This is a genomic window from Pseudomonas sp. SWI36 (assembly GCF_002948105.1).
GTDB classification, from domain to species: domain Bacteria; phylum Pseudomonadota; class Gammaproteobacteria; order Pseudomonadales; family Pseudomonadaceae; genus Aquipseudomonas; species Aquipseudomonas alloputida.
In genome coordinates, this window is record NZ_CP026675.1 from 4,845,359 (window position 1) to 4,864,846 (window position 19,488).

The 19,488-nt window shown below is 63.9% G+C and carries 16 protein-coding genes; 11 read left to right on the top strand and 5 right to left on the bottom strand.

The window, feature by feature from the left end; all coding sequences use genetic code 11:
- Nucleotides 1-2: 2 nt before the first annotated feature.
- Genes C4Q27_RS23230 through C4Q27_RS23240 form a run of 3 tightly spaced genes read left to right on the top strand, consistent with a single transcriptional unit; the run spans nucleotide 3 to nucleotide 3,597 of the window.
- Entirely contained in the window at nucleotides 3-1,307 is a 1,305-nt protein-coding gene (locus tag C4Q27_RS23230; protein WP_064490797.1) for an MFS transporter, read from the top strand.
- A 26-nt stretch (nucleotides 1,308-1,333) separates the two neighbouring features.
- The gene (locus C4Q27_RS23235) at nucleotides 1,334-2,575 is read left to right on the top strand and encodes a Zn-dependent hydrolase (protein WP_064490796.1); all 1,242 of its coding nucleotides are present in this window, start codon (nucleotides 1,334-1,336) and stop codon (nucleotides 2,573-2,575) included.
- The gene (locus tag C4Q27_RS23240) at nucleotides 2,575-3,597 is read left to right on the top strand and encodes a histone deacetylase family protein (protein ID WP_064490795.1); all 1,023 of its coding nucleotides are present in this window, start codon (nucleotides 2,575-2,577) and stop codon (nucleotides 3,595-3,597) included. The genes C4Q27_RS23235 and C4Q27_RS23240 overlap by 1 nt, the downstream gene beginning before the upstream one ends.
- Nucleotides 3,598-3,713: 116 nt before the next feature.
- On the opposite strand, the gene C4Q27_RS23245 is transcribed toward C4Q27_RS23240, so the two are convergent.
- A complete protein-coding gene (locus tag C4Q27_RS23245) occupies nucleotides 3,714-5,138 on the bottom strand; it encodes a PLP-dependent aminotransferase family protein (RefSeq protein WP_064490794.1) in 1,425 nt (474 codons plus the stop codon).
- 324 nt (nucleotides 5,139-5,462) lie between these two features.
- On the opposite strand from C4Q27_RS23245, the gene C4Q27_RS23250 reads away from it, so the two are divergent.
- Nucleotides 5,463-6,875: an amino acid permease gene (locus C4Q27_RS23250; protein WP_004575400.1), complete on the top strand. Its 1,413-nt coding sequence runs from the start codon at nucleotides 5,463-5,465 to the stop codon at nucleotides 6,873-6,875.
- Between the two features lie 3 nt (nucleotides 6,876-6,878).
- Here C4Q27_RS23250 and C4Q27_RS23255 read toward each other — a convergent pair whose 3' ends face one another.
- Complete coding sequence (locus C4Q27_RS23255) at nucleotides 6,879-7,058, bottom strand: hypothetical protein (RefSeq protein ID WP_004575401.1); 180 nt, start codon at nucleotides 7,056-7,058, stop codon at nucleotides 6,879-6,881.
- A gap of 114 nt (nucleotides 7,059-7,172) precedes the next feature.
- Between C4Q27_RS23255 and tam the strand changes: the two genes are divergently transcribed.
- The gene (gene tam, locus C4Q27_RS23260) at nucleotides 7,173-7,949 is read left to right on the top strand and encodes a trans-aconitate 2-methyltransferase (RefSeq protein WP_019438830.1); all 777 of its coding nucleotides are present in this window, start codon (nucleotides 7,173-7,175) and stop codon (nucleotides 7,947-7,949) included.
- Here tam and C4Q27_RS23265 read toward each other — a convergent pair.
- Together C4Q27_RS23265 and C4Q27_RS23270 are read right to left on the bottom strand one after the other, a co-directional pair.
- The gene (locus C4Q27_RS23265) at nucleotides 7,939-8,310 is read right to left on the bottom strand and encodes a DUF2784 domain-containing protein (RefSeq protein ID WP_064490793.1); all 372 of its coding nucleotides are present in this window, start codon (nucleotides 8,308-8,310) and stop codon (nucleotides 7,939-7,941) included. The two genes, tam and C4Q27_RS23265, sit on opposite strands and share 11 nt — an antisense overlap.
- Nucleotides 8,311-8,467: 157 nt before the next feature.
- Nucleotides 8,468-9,337: a LysR substrate-binding domain-containing protein gene (locus C4Q27_RS23270; protein WP_064490792.1), complete on the bottom strand. Its 870-nt coding sequence runs from the start codon at nucleotides 9,335-9,337 to the stop codon at nucleotides 8,468-8,470.
- Between the two features lie 243 nt (nucleotides 9,338-9,580).
- On the opposite strand from C4Q27_RS23270, the gene C4Q27_RS23275 reads away from it, so the two are divergent.
- The 5 genes from C4Q27_RS23275 to C4Q27_RS23295 all read left to right on the top strand — a co-directional run bounded on the left by C4Q27_RS23275 (nucleotide 9,581) and on the right by C4Q27_RS23295 (nucleotide 15,758).
- Entirely contained in the window at nucleotides 9,581-10,897 is a 1,317-nt protein-coding gene (locus tag C4Q27_RS23275) for an MFS transporter (protein WP_064490791.1), read from the top strand.
- 14 nt (nucleotides 10,898-10,911) lie between these two features.
- Nucleotides 10,912-12,303 (top strand): FAD-dependent oxidoreductase, encoded by a 1,392-nt coding sequence (locus C4Q27_RS23280; protein WP_104887407.1) that lies wholly within the window; start codon nucleotides 10,912-10,914, stop codon nucleotides 12,301-12,303.
- A gap of 97 nt (nucleotides 12,304-12,400) precedes the next feature.
- Nucleotides 12,401-13,114 (top strand): YebC/PmpR family DNA-binding transcriptional regulator, encoded by a 714-nt coding sequence (locus C4Q27_RS23285; RefSeq protein ID WP_004575404.1) that lies wholly within the window; start codon nucleotides 12,401-12,403, stop codon nucleotides 13,112-13,114.
- 137 nt (nucleotides 13,115-13,251) lie between these two features.
- Nucleotides 13,252-14,196, top strand: coding sequence for a LysR family transcriptional regulator (locus tag C4Q27_RS23290; RefSeq protein WP_014860856.1), 945 nt, complete (start codon nucleotides 13,252-13,254; stop codon nucleotides 14,194-14,196).
- Between the two features lie 149 nt (nucleotides 14,197-14,345).
- The gene (locus tag C4Q27_RS23295) at nucleotides 14,346-15,758 is read left to right on the top strand and encodes a DOPA decarboxylase (protein WP_064490789.1); all 1,413 of its coding nucleotides are present in this window, start codon (nucleotides 14,346-14,348) and stop codon (nucleotides 15,756-15,758) included.
- Nucleotides 15,759-15,871: 113 nt separating this feature from the next.
- Here the strand turns inward: C4Q27_RS23295 and C4Q27_RS23300 are convergent, their stop codons facing one another.
- Nucleotides 15,872-17,245: an MFS transporter gene (locus C4Q27_RS23300; RefSeq protein WP_014860854.1), complete on the bottom strand. Its 1,374-nt coding sequence runs from the start codon at nucleotides 17,243-17,245 to the stop codon at nucleotides 15,872-15,874.
- A gap of 289 nt (nucleotides 17,246-17,534) precedes the next feature.
- Between C4Q27_RS23300 and quiC the strand changes: the two genes are divergently transcribed.
- Nucleotides 17,535-19,442: a 3-dehydroshikimate dehydratase QuiC gene (quiC, locus tag C4Q27_RS23305; RefSeq protein ID WP_003250790.1), complete on the top strand. Its 1,908-nt coding sequence runs from the start codon at nucleotides 17,535-17,537 to the stop codon at nucleotides 19,440-19,442.
- The last annotated feature ends 46 nt before the right edge of the window (nucleotides 19,443-19,488 follow it).

Consider the following 19,488-nt stretch of genomic DNA (forward strand, 5'->3'; position numbering starts at 1 on the left):
CCATGAAGCCGACCGCTTCCGCTCAACCGCGTCGTGCCGCCGCCGCCGCATTCATCGGCACCATGATCGAGTGGTACGATTTCTACATCTACGCCACCGCCGCCGCGCTCGTCTTCGGTGCCTTGTTCTTCCCCTCCGACGACAGCCTGTTCAGCACCATGGCCGCGTTCGGTACCTTCGCCGTGGGCTTCTTCGCCCGGCCGCTTGGCGGCATCATCTTCGGTCACGTGGGCGACCGTATCGGTCGCAAGAAGTCGTTGGTCATCACCCTGCTGATGATGGGCATCGTCACTGTCTGCATCGGCCTGCTGCCGACTTACGCACAAATCGGCGCGGCCGCGCCGGTGCTGTTGATCCTGCTGCGCATCGTCCAGGGGATTGCCGTGGGCGGCGAGTGGGGCGGGGCGGTACTGATGGCCGGCGAGCATGCGCCCAAGGGCCGCCGCAACTTCTTCGCGTCGTTCGCCCAGTTGGGTAGCCCGGCGGGCCTTATCCTGTCGCTGCTGGCGTTTGGTGCGGTCACCCGTCTGCCTGAAGAGGCGCTGATGAGCTGGGGCTGGCGCGTGCCGTTCCTGGCCAGCGCACTGCTGCTACTGGTGGGGCTGGCTATTCGCCTGGGCGTGAATGAGTCGCCCGAGTTCATGGCCAGCCGCGAGCAGGCAGAAAAGGCCAGGTGCAAGGAGCAGGCTCCGGCCCTCGAGGTGCTGCGCACCGCCTGGCGCCCGCTGTTGCTGTGTATCGGCGCCAATACCCTGGGCATTGCCGGGGTCTACTTCACCAATACCTTCATGATCAGTTACACCACCCAGCAATTGCACCTGGAGCGCTCGTTGATTCTGGAATGCCTGTTCTTCGTGGCGATCATCCAGTTCTGTGTGCAGCCCCTGGCGGCCTGGCTGTCGGAGAAGATCGGTGCAACTCGCTTCCTGGCCCTGGTCGCCTTGCTGGCGATGGCCTCGCCCTACCCGATGTTTGTGCTGGTGAGCTCGGGCCACGGGCCCCTGATTGTGCTAGGCATCGCCTTGGCCGCTGCCTGCATGGCCTCTTTCTACGCGGTGATCGCCGGCTACGTCAGTGGCATGTTCGAAACCCGCGTGCGCTACACCGCCATTTCCCTGGCTTACCAGATCTGCGGCGCCCTTGCCGGCGGCCTGACCCCGCTGATCGGCACCTGGTTGGCCCACACCTTTAGTGGCCAGTGGTGGCCGATGGCAGTGTTCTACACCTTCATCGCCACCCTTTCGCTGGTCTGCGTGCTTGCCCTGGCGCGCCAGTACGCCCGTAGCCAGCACCTGGAACTGGCCTGATCCGATTGACTCTGGAGTACCCGCACATGTTGAAAAGCAATGGCGAACGCCTGTGGGCGAGCCTGATAGCCATGGCCGAAATCGGCGCCACCGCCCGCGGCGGTAGCTGCCGCCTGGCGCTCAGCGACGAGGACAAGGCGGGCCGTGAACTGTTCAGCCACTGGTGCCGCGAAGCCGGCCTGACGCTGACGGTGGATGCCATAGGCAACCTGTTCGCCCGTCGTCCAGGTAGTGACCCGAATGCCGCACCAGTAATGATGGGCAGCCATCTCGACACTCAGCCCGAAGGCGGTCGTTTCGACGGTGTCTATGGCGTGCTGGCCGGGCTTGAAGTGGTGCGCCGCCTCAACGAGCTGAACATCCACACTCGCAAGCCGCTGGAAATTGCCGTGTGGACGAACGAGGAGGGCGCGCGCTTCACGCCGGCCATGTTTGGCTCGGCAGTGTTCACCGGCAGCCTCGCGCTGGCCGAAGCGCTGGCTATCCGCGATGCCGATGGCCTCAGCGTCGCCGACGAACTGCAGCGAACGGGCTTCGCCGGCCAGCGCCCTTTAGGTGGCCCGGTGGATGCCTATTTCGAAGCGCATATTGAGCAAGGTCCGATCCTTGAAGACAACGCCAAGGCCATTGGTGTCGTCAGCGGCGGGCAAGCGATTCGCTGGCTGGACGTCACGGTCGAAGGCATGGCGGCTCACGCGGGTACGACACCGATGCCCCTGCGCAAGGATGCCCTGTATGGCGCGGCGCGGATGATCCAGGCGGTCGAGCAGTTGGCAGCGGACTTCGCACCCGAAGGGCTGACCACTGTGGGCGAGTTGTCGATTGCCAAGTCCTCGCGCAACACCATTCCTGGCCTGCTGCGCTTTACGGTCGACTTGCGCCACCACTGCGATGAAGCCATCGAAGCCATGGAGCGCGACCTGAGCCTGAAGCTGCAAACCATTGCCAGCCAGCGCGGCCTGCAGGTACGCATCGAACGCCACTGGGTCAGCCCGGCCACGCCGTTCGACCCTGCATGTGTGGCTGCCGTGCAGCAGGCGGTGGACGAACTGGGCTACGCCCAGCAATCAATCGTCAGCGGTGCCGGTCACGATGCCATCCTGCTGGCCCGATACTGCCCGACGGCCATGGTGTTCATCCCCTGCGTCGGCGGCCTGAGCCACAACGAAGCCGAAGACGTATTACCCGACGATGCCCGACAGGGTGCCGATGTGCTGCTGAACGCCGTGTTGGCCCGTGCGGGCCGTGTCGAACAAGGAGAAGGCTGATGCGTTGCTACTTCCACCCCGAACAACTGCTGCACCACCCACGCAGTTACTACTCGCGCGGCGCCATGCGCACCCCGCAGGAAGTCCCCGAGCGCGCCCAGCGCCTGCTGAAGGCGGCCAAAGACCTGGGTTTCGACATCCGCCAGCCCGACGATGCCGGCCTTGAACCGCTAAAGGCCGTGCATGGTGAGGCCTACCTGGCCTTTCTCGAAGAGGCCCATGCACGTTGGAAAGAAGTGCCCGAAGACTGGGGTGACGAGGTCATGTCCAACATTTTCGTGCGTGAGCCCAACGCTCTTCGCGGCATCCTCGCCCAGGCCGGCCGCTACCTGGCAGACGGTAGCTGCCCGGTGGGCGAACACACCTGGCACTCGGCCTATTGGTCGGCGCAAAGCGCGGTTGCAGCGGCCAAGGCCATCCTCGACGGGGAGCCCGCCGCCTATGCCTTGTGCCGACCACCGGGGCACCATGCGCGGTTCGATGCCGCTGGCGGCTTCTGCTACATCAACAACGCCGCCGTGGCCGCCCAGGCCCTGCGCAGCCGCTACAACCGTGTAGCGATCCTCGATACCGACATGCACCATGGACAAGGAATTCAGGAGATCTTCTACGATCGCCGTGATGTGCTGTATGTGTCGACCCATGGCGACCCGACCAACTTCTACCCGGGCGTGGCCGGGTTCGCGGACGAGCGTGGCAGGGGGGAGGGGGAGGGTTACAACCTCAACCTGCCGATGGCGCATGGGGCGAGCGAGGCGGACTTCATGGGGCAGCTGGAGGTTGCGCTGGCTGCAGTGACGGACTTTCGTGCCGAGGTACTGGTGCTGTCGCTGGGGTTCGATATCTACGAACTGGACCCGCAGAGCAAGGTGGCTGTGACCACTGAAGGGTTCGCTGCGTTGGGTGAGCGAATTCGGGCGTTGCGCTTGCCTTGCCTGATTGTCCAGGAGGGGGGCTATCACCTGGAGAGCCTGGAGGTGAATGCGCAGGCGTTCTTTGCTGAACAGGCGGACTGGCGATAAGTGCCAGAGGCCGGCATCGGTGGTTTGGCTGCCGGCCTTTTCGCGTGTGAACCCATTCCCATGGGCGCTTTGCAGCTTTCGAGTTTTTGCCCGCCATCGATAGGGGTCGACACCCCCTACATCCCACCCCGTCGCACGTGCTTCACCAACACCTTCTCCAACAACTCCCACATCGCCGGGTCCGTACTGAACGCCACGTTGAACCGCATCCACCCGGTCGCCTTGGCGTCGACCATGAACAACTGCCCAGGGCCTAGCATGATGCCTTTCTCCAGCGCATCGTCCAGCAGCGCGGCACTGTCGGGAATCGCCGGGTGGCGGGTCCAGATGTACATGCCTTCATCCGATTCGGTGAACAGTTCGAAGCCCAATCGATGCAGATGCCGGCCAACTTCCTGATGCGCCTCGGCCAGGCGCTGGCGCAGGCGCTTGAGGTGCTTGCGCCAGCGCCCGTCGATGATCGCCGCATACACCACGCGCTCCATCACCTGTGAGGTGGTCAGGCCTGAGCGCATCTTCAGGTGCAGCAGTTTTTGCATCAGCTCGGGGTTGGCCAGCATGTAGCCGACCCGCACGTTGGGCGAAATGCTCTTGGAATAGCTGCCCACGTACACCACCTGCTGCAGATGGTCGAGGCTGGCCAGGCATGGCTGCGGCTCGGCGACCATGTCGGCGTACAGGTTGTTCTCCACCAGGCGGAAGCCATGCTGGCTGGCAAGCTGCAGCAGGCGGTGCAACTGCGGCAGCGGGGTGCGCGAGCACGTCGGGCTGTGCAGGTGCGGCTGGGTGAAGAACGCCGTCGGGCGGTGCTGGGTGAGCAGTTGCTCCAGCTGGTTCAGGTCGTAGCCGGCCGGTGTACGTGGCACGCCTACCAGGGTTGCGCCTTGGGTGCGCAGGATGCTCATGAGGTTCGGGTAGCCGGGGTCGTCCACCAGCACCACATCGCCTGGGCGCACCAGTGTGCGTGCGGCCAGGTCCAGCGCCTGGCTGGCGCCGTGGGTGAGCATCAGCTGTGCCGGGTTGGCGACGATCGACAGCTCTTGTTGCAGGTTCTGGGCGGTCAGCGCACGCAGCTCCATCAAGCCCATGGGGTCGCCGTACCCCGACAACTCAAGCGGGCTGCCGGCCACCTGGCGCAGGCCGCGGCGCAGGCCGTCTTCGTACATCCAGTCGTTGGGCAGCCAGCCGCACCCCGGTTTGTACGGCAACTGGCGGATTTCGAAAATCTGCTGCAGGTACCACTCGGAGTTGAACGTTGGTCGACTGGTGTCGGCCTCGGTGTTGTGCTGCTCCAGCAGTTCGCCCGCCGCACGGTTGACGAAGAACCCCGCATTGCCACGGCTCACCAGCAGCCCTTGGGCGACCAGGCGGTCGTAGGCCTCGACCACGGTGAAGGTACTCACCGAATAGCTTGCGGCAAAGGCGCGAATCGACGGGACCTTGGCGCCTGGCTTGAGGGTTTGGTTGTCGATCAGCTCGCGCAGCCCATCGATGATCTGGTTGACCAGCGGGGTTGAGGAGTCTGGATGTAATTCGAACATTCGGGGCCTTCAGGGTGCGTATCGCCTGGCGTCTGCAGGGTGTACTGCATGGGCGACCTATACAGTGCAGTGCGAGATTCATGCCACTGTGCATGGCTCTCTGCGTCGGACATTTTTACATTAGGTGTCGGATATCGCCACATAAAGCATGTTCAGTTCGCCTCAGGCAGTCGCCCTGGGGCGCGTCAGCAGGCCGCCATGGAAGGCCTGCGTGTGTAATTCACACCATCCTGCCCGCATTAGCACTGATGTACAGGTGAAATCGCCAGCCATCGGGGTTTCACAGTTTTCCTTGGATAAAAAGAAGCACGGGGTACACAACTGATGGACGCAACATCCACAACCACCACCGCGAAAAGCGGGCACGAGAGCAAGCTCAGTGCCTCGCTGAAGTCGCGCCACCTGACGATGATGTCGATCGCCGGGGTTATCGGCGGCGCCTTGTTCGTCGGTTCCGGCAGCGTGATCCACAGCGCCGGCCCAGCCGCTGTCCTGGCCTACCTGGCAGGCGGCATCCTGGTGGTGCTGATCATGCGCATGCTGGGTGAAATGGCGACTTCCTCGCCTGACACCGGCTCGTTCTCAACCTACGCCGACCGCGCCATTGGCCGTTGGGCCGGTTTCACCATTGGCTGGCTGTACTGGTGGTACTGGGTCATCCTCATGGCCTGGGAAGCCTATGTGGCGGGCAAGATCCTGCATGGCTTCTTCCCCGACGTCAGCGTCAACGTGTTCGTGCTGGCCACGACCCTGTTGCTGATCACCGTCAACTTCTTCAACGTCAAGCACTACGGTGAGTTCGAGTTCTGGTTCGCCTTGATCAAGGTGATTGCGATCGTCTGCTTCCTGATCGTGTGTACGGCTGCCGTGATGAACATCTGGCAGTTCGGTGAAGTGCGTGGCATCAGCCACCTCACCGCCGAAGGCTTCATGCCCAATGGCATCACCACTGTGATCGGTGCCTTGCTCGGGGTGATGTTCGCCTTCCTCGGCGCCGAAATCGTTACCATCGCGGCCTCCGAAGCCAAGGACCCGGCTGCGCAGATCGTCAAGGCGACCAACTCGGTGGTCTGGCGTGTGTGCCTGTTCTACGTCGGCTCGATCTTCCTGATCGTCTGCCTGGTACCGTGGAACGACCCGCACCTGGGTGTTTCTGGCTATGGCGCTTATCGCCGTACCCTGGAGCTGCTGGGCGTGCCGTATGCCGAGCTGTTGATGAACTTCGTGGTGCTGACTTCCGTGAGCAGCTGCCTGATCTCTGGCCACTACACCGCTTCGCGCATGCTGTTCTCCCTGGCCCAGCGTGGCGACGCGCCTTCGTTCTTCAAGATCACCCGCGCCGGTACCGGTGTACCGGTGTACGCGATCATGGGTTCGTGCGCCGTGGCCGTGGTATGTGCATTGATCAACTTCAGCGAGACCCTGCGCCCGAAAGACGTGCTGGACACCCTGATGAACACCACCGGCATGATCGCCCTGCTGGTGTACCTGGTCATCGCCTTCTCGCAGCTGCGCATGCGCCGCAAGCTGATTGCCGAGGGCAAGGAAGTACGCCTGAAGATGTGGCTGTTCCCGTGGCTGACCTACCTGGTGATCGCGTTCATCGTGGCTGCCCTGGTCACCATGGCCTTCATGCCTGACTACCAGATTCTGGTCATTTCCACCGGTATCGCTGCGGCGGTCGTGGTGGCGATGGGTGTGGTGCACCAGATCCGCTCTGGTAGCAAGCAGCACTAAGCGTCACTCGCGTCTGGAAACGGCCGGCTCCCTTGGGGACCCGGCCGTTTCGCGTTGTTGGGCCTGGGCTTTTTCTGCGGGCATGTGGAAACGCTGGTTCATCCACGGTGAACCGAGCAGGGCGGCCGCAGCGATCAGGGCCAGGATGGCGAGGGCGATGTAGGTCTTCACGGGCGTGCGCATGCAAGGACTGACTTCAAGCATAGGTGATCAGTTCCGGGGTATTCCGTTCGCAACCGTCCCGCCGGGCGACAGATGGCATATGCTAGGCACATAGTCCGCCCAAAGGAGCCGCACATGGCCTGGTCCGCCAACCAGTATTCCCTGTTCGAAGACGAACGCACACGCGCCGTACGCGACCTGATTGCCGCCATCCCGCCACGGCCGGTGCGCCACGCCACCGACCTGGGGTGCGGCCCCGGCAACTCGACCGAAGTGCTGCTGCAACGTTACCCCGATGCCCAGGTGACGGCATTGGACAGCGACCCGGACATGATCGACAAGGCCCGTGAGCGCAAGCGGCTGTGCATCCCGCGTGTGCGCACGGTCATTGCCGACATTGCCGGCTGGACTGCCCCCGAGCCGCAGGACCTGATCCTGGCCAATGCCTCGCTGCAATGGGTACCTGACCACGCCTTGCTGTATCCGCACCTGGTGCGCCAGCTCAGCGAAGGCGCCAGCCTGGCCGTGCAGACCCCGGACAATCTTGACGAACCGGCCCACCGGCAGTTGCGCGAGATCGCAAGCCAAGGCCCCTGGGCGGCGAAGTTCGCCGACTTGCAGCTGCCGCCACGGCACAACGCGGCGTTCTACTACGACTTGCTCAGCCCGCTGTGCGCGCGGGTGGACGTGTGGCGCACCACCTATCATCACCCGTTGGTGGGGGGCGCCGAAGCGGTAGTGGAATGGTTCAAGGGCTCGGCGTTGCGGCCTTATCTGGCCAGGCTTGATGAGCAGGAGCAGGCCGACTTCCTGCAGATGTACCTGCAGGCCATGCAGCGCGATTATCCGCCAGCCTCTGATGGCAAGGTCCTGTTGCCCTTCCCGCGGTTGTTCGTGATCGCTACCCGCTAGGGCGGCGCCAGCGCCAGGCCACGTAGCTGTAGATGCCGAGGTTCAGCGCCAGCACGAAAGTGCCCAGCAGCAGCTGGATCTGCGGGGTCAGGCCGGTGGGGTAGATCAGTGGCCAGACGTAGTGCTCGACGAAGCTGCCCTGGTAACCTGCGTCACCGGCGGCATTGCGCATGCGGTTTTCCCAGATGGTGAGCGGGCAGCCCAGGTGCAGGCACTCCACCGCCAGGCCCCAGGCCAGGACCGGCAGGTGCAGCAACAGGGCAGGGCGCCAGCGCAGCACCAGCAGCCCGCCGAACAGCACCAGCAGGATGAAGGCCAGGTGCAGCAGCACCAGGGTGTCGGCGGCAAGGCGGTAGAGCATGGGTTGGGTGCCCGGGGATTGGAGTTATCCCAGCATAGTCGGGTTGCCTGATCTGGCCCCTTCGCAGGGTCGCCCGCTCCCACGGCATCACCACAGATTCCGGATGCCGCGCAGGACCTGTGGGAGCGGGCGAGCCCGCGAAAAGGCCAGCACAGGCCTAGACTCCTTCCTCGACCATCTGCAGGAAAGTCGCCACCACCCGGCGCGTACGCTGCTCGCTCAGGCACACCAGGGTCTCGGTCAAATGCCGCTGGCAATCGACGATCGGCAATGCACACACCCGCGCATCGGCACCGAACTCCGCCGCCGACACCACGCCCACGCCAATCCCTACCACCACCGCTTCACGCGCCGCCTCCCGGCCTTCCACCTGGATCGCTGCGCGTATCCGCAGGCCGGCACGTTGCATCTCTTCCTCCAGCGTCTGCCGCGTCACCGAGCCGGGCTCGCGCAGCACCAGTGGCGTGTCGTCCAGGTCGGCCAGGCTGATCGAGCCACGGCTGGCCCATGGGTGGTGGTGGGAAACGAACGCCACCATCGGGTCACGACGCAGCGGCAGGCAATGCAGGCGCTCATCGTCGACATCGCGCCCCAGCAGGGCCAGGTCGGCCTGATAGCTGAACAGCCGCGCCAGCGATTCGTCGGTATTGCCGGTTTCGATCTTCACCTGGATGCCTGGATAGCGCTGGCAGAAGCGGGCGATCTGCGGCAGCACGTGCACCGGCGCATCCACTGCCAGCACTAGGCTGCCGGTGTGCAGCGCACGCGAGTCGTGCAGCAGCTCTTGTGCCTCGGCCTCGCAGGCGAACAGGCGCTGGCTGATGCCCAGCAGCCGCTCGCCAAGGTCGGTGAGCTGCACCGAGCGTTTGTTGCGGTGGAACAGCAATACGCCGAAGCGCTCCTCCAGTTTGCGTACCTGATCGGACACCGCAGGCTGGGTAAGAAACAGCTTTTCGGCGGCGCGGGTAAAGCTGCCGTGCACGGCCACCGCGTGGAAAGCCTTGAGTTGAGCGTGGGACACCGACATGACGACCTCAGTAACAAGCTGGGCTTATGTGTGTAATACGATAAATCGATTTTATTTATCTTACAGCAACTGTTTCCATGGATTTCAGCCCGACGCTGGCACCACGAATGCCGCCAGGGCCATGGCGCTCACACGGCGCCACCTGACCCGATGACAGCCTCGTCATCGCTGTGCGTAACACAAGAACAAGACAGGCGTTTCTTCACATTCTGCCGGCACACTTGAGCAAGAGGTCAGACTTACATGAATCAATCCCTAGCCGCGTTCAAACGCTGGCGCATCCAGATTTTCGCCATCACCTGGCTGGCTTACGCCGCCTTCTACTTCACCCGCAAAGCCTTCTCGGTGGCCAAGCTGGGCATCGCCGAAGACCCAGGTTTCATGCTCGACAAGGCCGCCATGGCCAACCTGGACGCCATCTACCTGGCCGCCTATGCCGTGGGCCAATTCACCTGGGGCATGCTTGCCGACCGCTTCGGCCCGCGCGTGGTCGTGCTGGGCGGGTTGCTGATTTCTGCGGCGGCGGCAGTAGTGATGGGCAGTTATGCAACCTTCCCGATCTTCGCCACCTGCATGCTGGTACAGGGCCTGGCGCAATCCACCGGCTGGGCCGGCTTGTGCAAGAACATCGGCAGCTTCTTCCCGGCTTCGCAGCGCGGGCGGGTGCTGGGCCTGTGGAGTTCCTGCTATGCCTTCGGCGGCCTGGTGGCCTCGCCGTTCGCGGGCTGGTGGGCCTACACCCTGGTGGGTACCTGGCATGCGGCGTTCTTCTCCAGCGCGGCAGTGGTGGCGCTGGTGGCGGTGCTGTTCTTCTTCCTGCAGCGCAACAAACCCGAGGACGTCGGCTTGCCGGCGGTTGAGCCCGAGCCGCAAAGCATGGCCCCGGCCGACAACCTGTGCAGCGTGTGGGCGCCACTGCGGGAGATCCTGCGCAACCGAACGGTGTTGACCCTGGGCCTGGCGTACTTCCTGCTGAAGCCTGCGCGCTACGCCATCTTGCTGTGGGGCCCTGTGATCGTCTTCGAGCAGATGCCCTCGGTGGGCAAAGTGGGCGCGGCAATCATCCCGACTGCTTTCGAACTGGCCGGGCTGCTTGGCCCGATCATGATCGGCCTGGCCTCGGACAAACTGTTTGGCGCCCGGCGCATGCCGGCCTGCGTGATCAGCCTGGTGCTGCTGACCGTGACACTGGCGTTGTTCATGGCGGCCATGCACACCGGCAGCGTGCTGCTGGTGGTGGCCTTGCTGTTCGTCATGGGCCTGACCCTGTACGGGCCGGACTCGATGATCAGCGGCGCTGCAGCCATCGACTTCGGCACCGCCAAGGCCGGTGCCACCGCAGCAGGTTTCGTCAACGGCTGTGGCTCGGTGGGCGCGGTGCTGGGTGGGCTGCTGCCGGGTTACTTCGACGGCGTCACGGTGTTCATCGTGTTCGCGGGCTGCGCGCTGTTCTCGGCGCTGGTGTTGCTGCCGCACTGGAACAGCCGCCCGGCCAGCAGCGCGCAAGGCACCGACGTGGCACCGAACACCAGCATGGCAATCAAGCCACTGCGTACTTAAAGGAAAGCGAGCGAATGAGACCCTTCTGGCTGCAACAGGCCCTGGATTCGGCGCAGGAGGCGGTATGTCCGCCGCTGCAAGGCGATACCCGTTGCGATGTGTGCATTGTCGGCGGTGGGTACACCGGCCTGTGGACGGCGCTGATGCTCAAGGAAGCGGTACCGGCCCTGGATGTGGTGCTGATCGAGGCCGACATCTGTGGTGCCGGTGCCAGCGGCCGCAATGGGGGCTGTGCGTTGTCCTGGTCGGCCAAGTACTTCACGCTCGAACGCCTGTTCGGGGCGGCGGAGGCGGTGCGGCTGGTGCGCGAGTCGGAGCGCAGCATCACAGACATCGGGGTGTTCTGCGCGGCCAATGGCATCGACTGCGACTTCCGCCTGGACGGCACGCTGTACACGGCCACCAACGCAGCCCAGGTCGGTGCCACCGACGCGGTGATCGCCGCGCTGGAGCACAAGGGCGTCAACTCGTTCCGCCGCTTGCCGCTGGAGCAGGTGCAGCGCCTGGCCGGTTCGGCACGGCACCTGGAAGGCTGGTTCTCGCCGGCCGCCGCCACCGTGCAGCCGGGCAAACTGGTGCGCGGCCTGCGCCGGGTGGCCTTGCAGCGCGGCGTGCGCCTCTACGAAGGCACCGCCATGACCGGCCTGGAGCACGGCGCCCCGGTGCAGGTACGCACGGCCCACGGCACGCTGCGCGCCGACCGTGTAGTGCTGGGCCTCAATGCCTGGATGGCCCGCGTCTTCCCGCAGTTCGAGCGCAGTGTGGCGATCGTTTCCAGCGACATGGTCATTACCGAACCGTGCCCCGAGCTGCTGCGCCAGATCGGCCTGGACAGCGGGATCAGCGTGCTCGACTCGCGTATTTTCGTGCACTACTACCACAACACCTCCGATGGCCGGCTGATGCTCGGCAAGGGCGGCAACACGTTTGCCTATGGCGGGCGCATGTTGCCGGTATTCGACCAGCCGTCGCCGTATCGGCGGTTGCTGCGCGAAAGCCTTGGCGGCTTTTTCCCGGCCTTGGCCGAGGTGCCACTGGCGGCCAGCTGGAACGGGCCGTCGGATCGCTCGGTGACCGGCCTGCCGTTCTTTGGTCGGTTGGACGGGCAGGGCAACGTGTTCTACGGCTTTGGTTACTCCGGCAGCGGTGTTGGCCCGTGCCACATGGGCGGGCAGATTCTTTCGTCGCTGGCGCTGGGGCTGGACAACCCGTGGACCCGGTCGCCGCTGGTCAAAGGGCCGCTGGGGCTGTTCCCGCCCGAGCCGATCCGCTACCTGGGCTCGCTGATGGTGCGCAATGCCATCCGCCGCAAGGAGCAGGCCGAAGATCGTGGTGTGCGCCCGCGAAGACTGGACGTGCGGTTGGCGCGGTTTGCCGCAGCGGCGGGCAAGGCCGATAAAGGCTGATGAGATTTCTTGTCGATCCCATGCTCGAGGGCGTATAAAATGCACCCACTTTTGGCCGGTCGCTTCCTGAACCGGCCGCTGAAACAAGAGAGTCGACATGGGCGCACAGTGGAAAGCCAAACATAGAGAAACAGCGGCCAATGCCAAAGGCAAGATCATGGGCAAGCTGTCCAAGGAAATCCAGATCGCGGCCAAGTCGGGTGCCGATCCTGATATGAACCCGCGCCTGCGCCTGGCCATCGTGCAAGCCAAGAAGGCTTCGATGACCCGCGAGACCCTGGATCGGGCAATCCGCAAGGGCGCAGGCCTGGACGGTGATGCCGTGCAATACCATGCGGTGAGCTATGAAGGTTTCGCTCCGCACCAGGTGCCGTTGATCGTCGAGTGCCTGACCGACAACATCAACCGCACCGTCGCGCAGATCCGCGTGCTGTTCCGCAAGGGCCAGCTGGGTGCCAGCGGTTCGGTAGCGTGGGACTTCAACCATGTAGGCCTGATCGAAGCCACGCCTGCGAGCGCTGACGCTGATCCGGAAATGGCCGCGATCGAAGCCGGTGCCCAGGACTTCGAGGAAGGTGAAGAAGAGGGCTCAACCCTGTTCATCACCGACACCACCGACCTGGACGCGGTGCAGAAGGCCCTGCCAGAGCATGGTTTCACCGTGACTGCGGCGAAAATCGGTTACACCCCTAAAAACCCGGTAAGCGCGGCCAGCCTGAGTGCTGAAGCGTTGGCCGAGGTCGAAGCGTTCCTCGAGGCGATCGACGAGCACGATGACGTGCAGAACGTCTATGTTGGCCTGACCGAGTAATCGTCGGGGCCGCGTTGCGGCCTGTTCGCGGGCAAGCCCGCTCCCGCAGGTTTTTCACGATGCTGAACCGTGTGAGAACCCTGTGAGAGCGGGCTTGCCCGCGAGAGGGCCCTTGAATTCCACCGCAGGGAGCCTGCATGAACCCCACCTTCGCCTCCCTAAGCCTCGCCCACCTGCGCACCCTCGACCACCTGTTGCAGCTTAAAAACCTCAGCCACGCGGCCGAGCGCCTGGGTGTCAGCCAATCGGCCCTGAGCCGGCAGCTGGCCCACCTGCGTGAAGCTTTCGATGATCCGTTGCTGGTGCGCCAAGGGCGTGGTTATGTGCTTAGCGAACACGCCGAAGCCTTGGTCGAGCCTTTGCGCCAGGTGCTCGAAGAACTGCACGCGCTGCGCCAGCCCGCCATCTTCGACCCGGCGCGTTGCGAGCGGCGGTTCTGCCTGGCCGCTTCGGACTATGTGGCCGAGCACATGCTGCCGCTGCTGGTGGCGGCGCTGGAGCGCGAAGCGCCAGGTGTGTCGCTGGAGTACCGCACCTGGCAGGCCGGCCAGTACGCCTTGCTGGCCAGCGGAGAAATCGACCTGGCGACCACCTTGTTCGACGAGTCGCCGCCCAACCTGCACGGACGGCTGTTGGGTGAGGACCGCGCGGTATGCCTGATGCGCCAGGATCACCCGCTGGCCGCGCAGGCCGCGCTCAGCCAGGCCGACTACCTGGCGTACAAGCATGTGCGCATTTCGGGCGGTGGCGACAAGGACAGCTTCATCGACCGGCACTTGCGTGCACAAGGCCTGCAGCGGCGGGTCAGCCTGGAAGTGCCGTTTTTCTGCGCCACGGTACAAGTGATTGCCAACAGTCAGGCAGTGGCCACGGTCCCCGAGCATATTGCCCGGCAGTTGTGCCGTTTACATCACCTGGCCTGGCGGCCACTGGGCTTCATTGACCACAGCCAGCGGTACTGGGTCGTGTGGCACCAGCGCCTGCAGGCCTCGGCCGAGCACCGCTGGTTGCGTAACCGGGTATTCGAGTTGTGGCGCCAGTCGCAGTTCGGGGTGCAGGGCGGGCATGCGGGTTCGCCATAGCAGCTATGCGGGAAGCGGGGTTATTCGGCTGGGGATAGGTGCCTAGACTGGGGCATTGTGTTGATTGTGCGGTTTCTTCGCGGCTGTAGGCGCGGGTTTACCCGCGAAAGGGCCAGCACAGGCAATGGATAACCCCCAGGAGAGCTAGCGTGACCCCCGAACAATTCCGCCAGTACGGCCACCAACTGATCGACCTGATTGCCGACTACCGCCAGACCGTGGGCGAACGCCCGGTCATGGCCCAGGTCGAACCTGGCTATCTCAAGGCCGCCTTGCCCGCAACTGCCCCTCAACAAGGCGAACCTTTCGCGGCCATTCTCGACGACGTCAATAACCTGGTCATGCCCGGCCTGTCCCATTGGCAGCACCCGGATTTCTATGGCTATTTCCCTTCCAATGGCACCCTGTCCTCGGTGCTGGGGGACTTCCTCAGTACTGGTCTGGGCGTGCTGGGCCTGTCATGGCAATCCAGCCCGGCCCTGAGCGAACTGGAAGAAACCACCCTCGACTGGCTGCGCCAGTTGCTTGGCCTGTCTGCCCAGTGGAGTGGGGTGATCCAGGACACTGCCTCGACCAGCACCCTGGTGGCGCTGATCAGTGCCCGTGAACGCGCCACTGACTACGCCCTGGTACGTGGTGGCCTGCAGGCCGAGCCCAAGCCTTTGATCGTGTATGTCAGCGCCCACGCCCACAGCTCGGTGGACAAGGCTGCACTGCTGGCAGGTTTTGGCCGCGACAATATCCGCCTGATTCCCACCGACGAACGCTATGCCCTGCGCCCAGAGGCACTGCAGGCGGCGATCGAACAGGACCTGGCTGCCGGCAACCAGCCGTGCGCCGTGGTTGCCACCACCGGCACCACGACGACCACTGCCCTCGACCCGCTGCGCGCGGTGGGCGAAATCGCCCAGGCCAATGGGCTGTGGTTGCACGTTGACTCGGCCATGGCCGGTTCGGCGATGATCCTGCCCGAGTGCCGCTGGATGTGGAACGGCATCGAGCTGGCCGACTCGGTGGTGGTCAACGCGCACAAATGGCTGGGTGTGGCCTTCGATTGCTCGATCTACTACGTGCGCGATCCGCAGCACCTGATCCGGGTGATGAGCACCAATCCCAGCTACCTGCAGTCGGCAGTGGATGGCGAGGTGAAGAACCTGCGCGACTGGGGGATACCGCTGGGCCGTCGGTTCCGTGCGTTGAAGCTGTGGTTCATGTTGCGCAGCGAGGGTGTCGACGCATTGCAGGCGCGGCTGCGGCGTGACCTGGATAATGCCCAGTGGCTGGCGGGGCAGGTCGAGGCGGCGGCGGAGTGGGAAGTGCTGGCGCCAGTACCGCTGCAGACCTTGTGCATTCGCCATCGACCGGCGGGGCTTGAAGGGGAGGCGCTGGATGCGCATACCAAGGGCTGGGCCGAGCGGCTGAATGCATCCGGCGATGCTTATGTGACGCCGGCTACACTGGACGGGCGGTGGATGGTGCGGGTTTCGATCGGTGCGCTGCCGACCGAGCGGGAGGATGTGCAGCGGCTGTGGGCACGTCTGCAGGACGTGATCAAAGGCTGAAGCCTTCGCGGGCAAGCCCGCTCTCACAGCATCGCATCAGGGCTGAAGCCTGTACGGTACCTGTGTGAGCGGGCTTGCCCGCGAAGGGGCTGCAAAGCAGCCCCTGCAATCTATCAGTGGCTCACCGCCTGAAAGCTACCTTTACGGCTGGCTTCATAGGCTGCCTTTTCCATCGGCTTGGCGTCCGGGTTGCCCAGGTCGTCCATCGCCAGGCGGTGGGTTTCCGGGGCAATGTAGGCCGCCAGGGCGCACACGCCGGTGATGAAGAAAGCCAGCCCACCGACTACCAGCGGAATGTTGTCCGAGCCGGGTGGGGCAACCATTGCGAACAGCGCAGGCAGCATGGCGGTCAGCATGGTGCCGATGTTCTGCGCGATGGCCATGGCCGTAACGCGGTAGCGGGTGTGGAACAGCTCTGGGTAGAAGCTTGGGAACACCGCGTTGTAACCCTGGTAGACCATGCCCCACATGACGATCGAGGCGGCGAACGCCATTGGCACGTTCTGGATGCTGATCGCATACAGGTAGACGAAGGCCAGCAGGCCAGAGCCCAGGCAGCCGGCGATCATGGTCGGGCGACGGCCGATCTTGTCCGACAGGTTGCCCACGAACGGGATCACCAGCACCGCGACGATGTTGCCGACCACCGGAATCCACAGGTACACGCTCTTGTCGAAGCCGATGCCATACGCCGGCTGAACCGCGTAGGCCGCACCGAAGATGGTGGCCACGACCGGGATCACGTTCATCAGGGCCATGAACATCACCAGCACCATGTGCTTCCAGCTGTGGCGGAAGGCCTCGCTGATGGGCGACTTGGCAACCTTGTCCTGTTTCTCTTCTTGAACGAACGCCGGGGTTTCGTGCACTTCCTTACGGATGATGAAGCCGGCAATCAGCACGATGGCGCTCATCAGGAACGGAATGCGCCAGCCCCATTCGGTAAAGGCTTCGCTGGGCATGAAGTAAGCCAGTGGCAGGAATACCGCCGCCGCCAGGACCTGGCCCGCTTGCACACCTTGCAGGGTGAAACTGGCGTAGTAGCCTCTTCGGCCAAACGGCGCGTGCTCCATGATCATCGAGCTGGCACCGGAAATTTCCCCGGCCACGGCAAAGCCCTGGATCAGGCGCAACACCACCAGCAAGGCCGGTGCGAGGTAGCCGATGTCGTGGTAGGTGGGTAGCAGGCCGACAGCCATGGTCGACAGGCCCATCAGGAACATGCACAGCAGCAGGACGTTCTTGCGACCGCGGGTATCACCCCAGTGGCCCAGTACGAAGGCGCCGATCGGGCGTGCCAGGTAGCCCACGCCATAGGTGGCCAACGAGGCAATGATGGCCATTTTCGGGTCGGTGTTAGGGAAGAAAATCTGCGGGAAAATCAGCGCAGCGGCCTGGGCGTAGATGAAGAAGTCGTAGTACTCGAGTGCCGAGCCTATCCATCCACTGGCGGTCGCTTTCTTTGCTTGCGAGCTGGAGTGAGCCATCGTTGTCTCCGTTGTTATTGTTGTTTGCGCAGGTTCCGCCAGAGGTTATGCCAAGGCAGGAGGCAACGGTCGGTGTGCCTGCGTCTGTGGTCCATGTTGACCACGGGCCCGCGGTCTAGCAATTCGCTAAAACGGGTTTTGTGCGATAATCGAACGCAAAACTAACCATTCCGTACAAAGAGATTGAAGCGACGACTTTACCTGCGAATAATCGATCGTGCCATAAACTGTGACAGGGGTTGTTTGCCCGAATGGCACCGTATTCCTCCAACAACAAGGAACTCCCGCCATGCAGCGTTCGATCGCTACCGTGTCCTTGAGCGGCACTCTGCCGGAAAAGCTCGAAGCCATCGCCGCCGCCGGTTTTGACGGCGTCGAGATCTTCGAGAACGATCTGCTCTATTACGCTGGCAGCCCGCGCCAGGTGCGCCAGATGTGCGCCGACCTGGGCATTGCCATCACCTTGTTCCAGCCTTTCCGCGACTTTGAAGGCTGCCGCCGTGACCGCCTGCAGAAAAACCTCGACCGCGCCGAACGCAAGTTCGACCTGATGCAGGAGCTGGGTACCGACCTGGTGCTGGTGTGCAGCAACGTCCAGGCCGATGCCCTGGGTGACGAGCAACTGTTGGTCGACGACCTGCGCCTGCTGGGCGAACATGCCGGCAAGCGTGGTCTGCGCATTGGTTACGAAGCGCTGGCCTGGGGCCGCCACGTCAACACTTACCAGCAAGTGTGGAACCTGGTGCGCCAGGCCGACCACCCGGCACTCGGGGTGATCCTCGACAGCTTCCACACCTTGTCGCTCAAAGGTGACCCCAGCGCGATCCGCGACATCCCCGGCGACAAGATTTTCTTCGTGCAAATGGCCGATGCGCCGATCCTGGCCATGGATGTGCTGGAGTGGAGCCGCCACTTTCGCTGCTTCCCAGGGCAGGGCGAAATGGACATGGCCGGTTTCCTGGCGCCGATCCTCGCCACGGGTTACCGTGGCCCGCTGTCGCTGGAAATCTTCAACGATGGCTTCCGCGCCGCACCGACCCGGCAGAATGCCGCCGACGGCTTGCGTTCGCTGCTGTACCTCGAAGAGCAGACCCGCTTGCGCCTGGAGCAGGAAAACACGCCGATCGAACCTGGCGTGCTGTTCTCCCCGCCGCCAGCCAGCGCTTATGACGGCGTGGAGTTCCTGGAGTTCGCGGTCGACGAAGCCGTCGGCGCGCGCCTGGGCAACTGGCTGAAGCGCCTGGGCTTTGCCGAAGCCGGCAAGCACCGCAGCAAAGAAGTGCAACTGCTGCGCCAGGGTGATATCAACATTGTGCTGAACGCTGAACCGTATTCCTTTGGCCACAACTTCTTCGAGGCCCATGGCCCATCGCTGTGCGCCACTGCGCTGCGGGTCAAGGACCAGCAAGCGGCCCTGAAGCGTGCCACCGCCTTCCGTGGCCAGCCGTTCCGCGGCCTGGTCGGCCCCAACGAATGCGAAGTGCCGGCGGTGCGTGCGCCCGATGGCAGCCTGCTGTACCTGGTGGAGCAGGGCACTGCCGGCCACACCCTGTACGACACCGACTTCAGCCTGGACAACAACGCAACCGCTACCGGCGGCCTGCGCCGCATTGACCACATGGCCCTGGCCCTGCCGGCCGAGTCGCTGGACAGCTGGGTGCTGTTCTACAAGAGCTTGTTCGACTTCGCCGCCGACGACGAAGTGGTGTTGCCCGACCCGTATGGCCTGGTCAAGAGCCGCGCCCTGCGCAGCCAGTGCGGCACCTTGCGCCTGCCGCTGAACATCTCGGAAAACCGCAACACCGCCATCGCCCATGCGCTGTCAAGCTACCGTGGTTCGGGCGTGCATCACATCGCTTTCGATTGTGACGACATCTTCCGCGAAGTGGCGCGGGCCAAGCTGGCAGGGGTACCGCTGCTGGAAATCCCGCTGAACTACTACGACGACCTGGCGGCGCGTTTCGATTTCGACGACGAGTTCCTCAGTGAGCTGGCGTACTACAACGTGCTGTACGACCGCGACGCTCAAGGTGGCGAACTGTTCCACGTCTATACCGAGCCGTTCGAGGAGCGTTTCTTCTTCGAGATCATTCAGCGCAAGGCGGGGTACGCTGGTTACGGCGCTGCCAACGTTGCGGTGCGCCTGGCAGCCATGGCCAAGGCCCGTAGCGGGGCGGCGCGCAAGCCGGTGCTGTAGTCGCCTGCACCGGTCTGTCTTGTGGGAGTGGGGTGAACCCTGCTTC